Raw genomic sequence first — 5941 nt, 5'->3', positions numbered from 1 at the left:
GGCGTCCTTACCTGGCCGAGATTGGCCTGATCGGTAAATCGCCGGGCTATTACAATTTATACCTTGGTGGAAGTTTTAACGGATCGCGTTTGAATACGCTTTACAAACAAACCATCACCGAGGAAGAGATACTGAATGAGCTGCGTCCGATTATTGCTGATTTTGCAGCAAATCGCGAGGCCGGTGAGCACTTTGGCGACTTTGTTCTCCGCAAAAATTACGTGGAGGAGATTAAAGAAGGCAAGGATTTTAAACACTAATTCCATTAGTAACGGGTAGAAATCAAAACTTAAAAAGCAAACAAACATGAGAACAACAGTATCGATATTAGGTTGCGGATGGCTTGGAACAGCGTTGGGGAGATCATTACTCCGAAAAGGCTGGAAAGTTAAAGGATCGGTGGCGTCAACGCAAAGTTACAACCGACTTGAGGTGAGTGGAATTAGTGCATTTTATGTGAAAGCCAAAGCGCAATCGCTTACGGTGGATTACAATAGTTTTTTTAATACCGATGTGCTTATTATCAGCATTCCGCCAACGCGAACCGATTGTGTGGAGGACTCATTTCCGAAAAAAATTGAGCAGGTAATTGCCAAAGTACAGGAACTGAACATTAAAAAAGTGCTATTCATCTCTTCAACTTCGGTTTACGAATCGAAAAATGCAGAAGTAAAAGAAGGCGATGAGGGAACGCCGGAAAAAGCCAGTGGGCGAGCTTTGTTAAAAGCGGAAAAACTGTTGCTGGATAATCCGGCATTTCAAACTACTGTAATTCGTTTTGGCGGTTTGATCGGATATGACCGCAATCCGGCACGTTTTGTACAAGGCAAAAATACACCGGTTTTTGATGCACCTGTAAATTTGATTCACCGCGACGATTGCATAAATATCATCACTCAAATTATTGAAAAAGATATTTGGGGAGAGGTGTTTAATGCATCGAGCCCTGAGCATCCCGGACGAAATGAGTTTTACGCAAAAGCGGCAAAGATCAGTGATCTGCCAATTCCGGTGTTTTCAAAAGACAAAGGAAGTTACAAGGTGATTAACAGCGATAAACTTATTGAGGCGCTGGAGTATAAGTTTGTGTATCAAAGTCCGATGGACTACTTAAAAGAAGTGGAAGAGTGGGCCTACAGAATATAGCAATGGAACAGTTGGGGAAAGTTTATATTGTAGGAGCGGGCCCGGGACCGGCAGATTTGCTTACTCTGAAAGCGCACAATTGTATTAAAGAGGCGGATGTGATTTTATACGATGCGTTGATTTCGCGTGATGTTCGGGCACTTTTCCCTGAGAATGCAGAACTGATTTTTGTGGGGAAACGTGCCGGTGATGGCGTTGACGTAACGGAACGGCAAAACTCCATCCACCATAAAATTGAGAAGCACGCTAAACAGGGGAAAGTGGTGGTGCGCGTGAAATCGGGAGATCCGATGATCTTTAGCCGCGGTGCCGAAGAAACTTCGTTCCTGCAAGAAAGGAATATTCCTTTTGAAGTGGTGCCGGGCATTTCGGCGTTTAATGCGGCATCGGCAGAATTTGGTATTCCTTTGACTGACCGAAGAGGAAGTAACTCATTGCACCTTCTTTCCGGGCGCGATGTGGCCGGGAAACTTCTAAGTGTAAAACAGTTGGTAAGTATTCTGGAGAACCGGGGAACTGCCGTAATTTACATGGGTACGAAAGTACTGGAGGAAATCTACGAAGCACTGGATGTCGTTCACCGCGAGTGTATTCATACTACGATTGTTTCACGCTCTGGCCGTTGGGATGCGCAAAAGTTTAAAGGAACATTGAAAGAGATGGTTGCGTTGAATAGTGAGACGCCTGTAAAAACTCCGGCTTTGATTTATCTACGAATGGAATGTTGATCTTGAAATTGATGTTTCATAGCCATATTGCAGGACCTGATAAATTCCATTGTTACATTATTTAGGAAGCTTTTGTCTTCATGCCAGACGGGCAGTTCCTTTTCCAATCGATGAAAAGGAACCAAAAATCTTGTCAAAAAATAACCTTTGCGTTTTTTCAATGTAGCCAATTAGCCCGACTGACGGATTTTTGACGAGCCCGCACTAGTTTTTCTTAAATCTTTGATAAGGGGCCTTGAGCTCGGAAATGACTTCCTCGTGCTTCGTTTTTGCATTAAGGCAAAAATGAAGGCCTCGGCAGGCGATTTAAATATTCTTTTGGTTCTTAACAGACAGTTTCACAATCGCTAATTGATAAGCTATTGTTAAGCGTAAATCGATAACAGCGAAATAGCAATAAGAACAACCGCAATAGAATAGTAGATAAGTACTTTCTTAAAACGACTCTGGCTTTTTTCCGTGAGAAATGAAGAGATCAATCCAAGGTTGGCGATAAAAAGTGCGAACAACATTAGCACGATGTGTTCAACCGGCCAAAGTCTTTTCGAAACCATATTTGTGCTTTCATCGGGGACGTACTGAAAATCAAAGCCTGCCCCCAGGTTGGTAAACATGATAAGCCCTAAAATAAGTTGCATGTACAATGCTACAATAAAAGCAATCGCAACATACTTGTCGGTTTTGGCGTAGGGGAGGTGGTTTTTTATTCCACGAACGGAGCGGTAAATCAACGTAACCGCCAAAAGTAAAAATGATACACTAACAATGTCGTGTATTATTTTTACTACGTCGGATGTGATTATTGCGCTCAGATTCATCATTTTTCAGTCCCAGTTTACAGTAACAATTTTCAAATTCTCAAACCCTTCAAACCCTTTGAACAATATTCAGTTTCATTTTCCGGTTTTCATTGGCTCAGCTTTTCTGATTACTCATCAATTAACCGTTCCAGTTTGCATTTTTGATCCAGTCGACAACGAATTTAGCATTTTCAACCGGAATGCCGGGAACAAATCCATGGCCTACGTTAAAAATCCATTTGTCTTCTTTAGCTCCAAACGAAAGGTATTCCTGCAATTTTGCTTCAATCACTTCCTGGTTGGCAAATAAAATACGCGGGTCTAGATTTCCCTGAATTCCCATATCTGCCGGAATCATTTCACGTGCTTCTTTAATTGGTACCTGCCAGTCGACACTGATAAAGTCGGCATCGCCGGGTTGCAAGTGTTTTAAACCGGTTCCCAAACCTTTTGGTAAGAAAATAGTTGGCGTACCTGTTTTCATTACTGCTGCTGATATTTTTCGTACAAACGGCATAATCAATTCCATATACAAATCAGCAGGAATAAGTCCGGCGTGCGTTTCAAAAATCTGAAAAGCAGCGACGCCATGTTTTACCTGGTTCAGCGCATATTCTATCGATAGTTCGGTAATGGCACCTAGCAACTGTTTGGCTAACTTTCTATCTTTATACAGCAGCGAAACTGCATCCGGGAACGTGTGGTTGGTTCCCAAACCCTGCACCATGTAACAAAGTGTAGTAAACGGCGCTCCGCAGAAACCGATCAATGGAAAATCTGCAGGTTTGGTTTCCTGAATTTTATCGATAACATCGTAAATGTATTCCAGTTTTGATGAATCAGGATTTATAAAAGTCATCGGATCATCAAGATCTTTCAAAGCTGTTGCAAACCTTGGCCCCGAATCGGTAAATGTCAATTCCATTCCCATCGCCTCGGGAATTACAAGAATATCGGAAAAAAGAATCGCTGCGTCAACGCCCAAATCGTAAACCGGGAGCAGTGTAACTTTGGCCGCCAGTTCCGGATCGCGCATCAGTGCTGCAAAACTGTACTGTTTTCTCATTTCAAGGTACGACGGCAAAACTCTTCCCGCCTGACGCATAAACCACACCGGTGGCCGTTCCGTTTTTTGCCCCTCAAGTGTTTTTATAAATATTCCTTTTTCCATCTATTTTGGTATTTCTTTCTTATCAACAAAATTTGTGTAACTATCTACAAAATATATCCAACTGGTTTCAGATTGATGATTGAATGGCTTGAAAAGATTGAGCCAATCTTCATCAATCTGTTTTCAATCTTTTAGTTCTTTTAAGGCGTTTAAATTGGCGTTGATGATATTGTCGATGTCTTCGTCAGTATGTACATACGAAACAAACAAACACTCAAACTGCGACGGTGCAATGTACATTCCGCTTTCCAATGATAGTTTGAAATATTCGGCATAACGTTTCGTGTCTGCACTCATGGCTTCTTCGTATGAACTCACTTTCTCTTCGTTGGTGAAGAACAAGGTCATCATCGATCCAACACGGTTCAACACTGCTTTAATACCTGTTTCTTTCAGGTTGTTGCGAATTCCTTCTTCCAGCTTTTTCGCTTTCCGCTCCAATTCCGGGTAGAAGTCGGCAGTGTTCAGAATCAGTTTCAACATCGTGCTTCCGGCTGCCATTGCCAACGGATTTCCCGACAGGGTTCCTGCCTGGTAAATCGGGCCGTTTGGTGCCAGCTGATCCATAATTTCTTTTTTACCACCATAAGCACCAACAGGCAATCCTCCGCCAATAATTTTTCCCAGCGTGGTAATGTCGGGCATTACATTAAAGTATTCCTGAGCACCACCTTTGGCCAAACGAAAACCGGTGATCACCTCGTCAAAAAGCAGCAATGCATCATTTTTAGTGGCGATATCACGCAAGCCTTCCAAAAATCCTTTTTCAGGCAGAACAACCCCCATGTTTCCTGCAACTGGTTCAACAATTATTGCTGCTATATTCTCTCCGTCTTCACTGAAAAGTTGTTCAACTGAAGACAGATCGTTGTAATTGGCCAGCAAGGTATCTTTTGCATTTCCGGCAGTTACGCCAGGGCTGTCAGGTAAACCCAGAGTGATGGCTCCTGAACCTGCTTTGATCAGGAAGCTGTCGCCGTGACCGTGGTAATTACCCACGAACTTTACAATTTTCTCGCGGCCTGTATAACCACGTGCCAAACGGATGGCACTCATTGTAGCCTCAGTTCCCGAGTTCACCATACGCACTTTTTCTATCGATGGCACCATCTCAACGATCAGTTCCGCCATTTCGGTTTCGTACAAAGTAGGAGCTCCATAACTGGTTCCTTTTTGTGCGGCTTCGTTAATTGCCGAAACAATTTCAGGGTGTGCATGACCAAAAATCAGAGGTCCCCAAGACGACACAAAATCGGTGTATTGATTCCCGTCGAGATCAACAACTTTTGCCCCCTTGGCACAGTCGATAAACACCGGATTTAAGTTTACACTTTTAAAAGCCCGAACCGGAGAGTTTACACCTCCCGGAATACTTTGCTGAGCCTGCTGAAATGCTTCTATACTTTTTGAAAACTGCATGTTTTATCCTTTTATTCCATTCAAAATTTTCGCTGCATCAACAGCTGAATACGTAATAATAATATCGGCACCGGCTCTTTTTATCGAGGTAAGAATTTCCATCATCACGCGCGGCCCGTCAATCCAATCTTTCTCTTCTGCTGCTTTTAGCATCGAGAATTCGCCACTAACATTATAGGCTGCTGTTGGCATTTTGAATTCTGTTTTTACGCGGTATATAATATCGAGGAATGACAACGCCGGTTTAACCATAACAATGTCGGCACCCTCGGCAATGTCGAGTTCCACTTCGCGAATGGCTTCATCTGAATTAGCCGGGTTCATTTGGTAAGTGGCGCGGTTGCCAAATTTAGGTGCACTTTCGGCAGCTTCGCGGAAAGGTCCGTAAAAACCCGATGCATATTTAGCCGAATAAGCCATGATGGGAATTTTCTCGAATTTGTTGTCATCAAGGGCTTCACGGATTCGTCCAACACGTCCGTCCATCATATCGCTTGGTGCGATCATGTCGGCACCGGCTTCAGCCAGCGAAACTGACTGCGCGGCCAGTGTTTCAAGCGTGGTATCGTTATCCACATCGCCGTCAATTATAGTTCCGCAATGTCCGTGTGTGGTGTACTCGCAATTACATACATCGGCAATAATGTACAAATCAGGAAGTTCTGCTTTTATTGCGC

At 43.3% G+C, this 5941-nt stretch carries 6 protein-coding genes and 1 pseudogene; 3 read left to right on the top strand and 4 right to left on the bottom strand.

The features are described 5' to 3' along the window. The 3 genes and pseudogenes from ABZB17_RS19595 to cobA form a co-directional block, all read left to right on the top strand. A pseudogene (locus tag ABZB17_RS19595) lies at positions 1-260 on the top strand (sulfite reductase); the annotation flags it as partial. Positions 261-306: 46 nt separating this feature from the next. Then, on the top strand, positions 307-1146 hold the full coding sequence (locus ABZB17_RS19590; protein WP_372652774.1) for a hypothetical protein: 840 nt from the start codon (positions 307-309) through the stop codon (positions 1144-1146). Next, complete coding sequence (gene cobA / locus ABZB17_RS19585) at positions 1128-1874, top strand: uroporphyrinogen-III C-methyltransferase (RefSeq protein WP_372652771.1); 747 nt, start codon at positions 1128-1130, stop codon at positions 1872-1874. Before ABZB17_RS19590 ends, cobA begins: the two co-directional genes overlap by 19 nt. A 365-nt stretch (positions 1875-2239) precedes the next feature. Here cobA and ABZB17_RS19580 read toward each other — a convergent pair whose 3' ends face one another. The 4 genes from ABZB17_RS19580 to hemB all read right to left on the bottom strand — a co-directional run. Then, positions 2240-2695: a hypothetical protein gene (locus tag ABZB17_RS19580; protein WP_372652769.1), complete on the bottom strand. Its 456-nt coding sequence runs from the start codon at positions 2693-2695 to the stop codon at positions 2240-2242. Positions 2696-2813: 118 nt separating this feature from the next. Next, on the bottom strand, positions 2814-3845 hold the full coding sequence (gene hemE, locus ABZB17_RS19575; protein ID WP_372652768.1) for a uroporphyrinogen decarboxylase: 1032 nt from the start codon (positions 3843-3845) through the stop codon (positions 2814-2816). Positions 3846-3968: 123 nt separating this feature from the next. Further along, on the bottom strand, positions 3969-5264 hold the full coding sequence (gene hemL / locus ABZB17_RS19570; protein WP_372652767.1) for a glutamate-1-semialdehyde 2,1-aminomutase: 1296 nt from the start codon (positions 5262-5264) through the stop codon (positions 3969-3971). Between the two features lie 3 nt (positions 5265-5267). After that, on the bottom strand, positions 5268-5941 hold a 674-nt coding region (gene hemB, locus ABZB17_RS19565), incomplete at its 5' end, for a porphobilinogen synthase (RefSeq protein WP_372652765.1).

The sequence above is a fragment of the Draconibacterium sp. genome (genome assembly GCF_041583095.1).
Taxonomy (GTDB): Bacteria; Bacteroidota; Bacteroidia; order Bacteroidales; family Prolixibacteraceae; genus Draconibacterium.
Note: the sequence above shows the minus strand (reverse complement) of the source record. Positions and strands in the feature narration are given on the sequence as shown.

Excerpts from the sequence above, each read along its gene's own strand:
- hemL (WP_372652767.1), bottom strand. The coding sequence starts at position 5,264 with ATGCAGTTTTCAAAAAGTATAGAAGCATTTCAGCAGGCTCAGCAAAGT.
- ABZB17_RS19590 (WP_372652774.1), top strand. The coding sequence starts at position 307 with ATGAGAACAACAGTATCGATATTAGGTTGCGGATGGCTTGGAACAGCG.
- ABZB17_RS19580 (WP_372652769.1), bottom strand. The coding sequence starts at position 2,695 with ATGATGAATCTGAGCGCAATAATCACATCCGACGTAGTAAAAATAATA.
- hemE (WP_372652768.1), bottom strand. The coding sequence starts at position 3,845 with ATGGAAAAAGGAATATTTATAAAAACACTTGAGGGGCAAAAAACGGAA.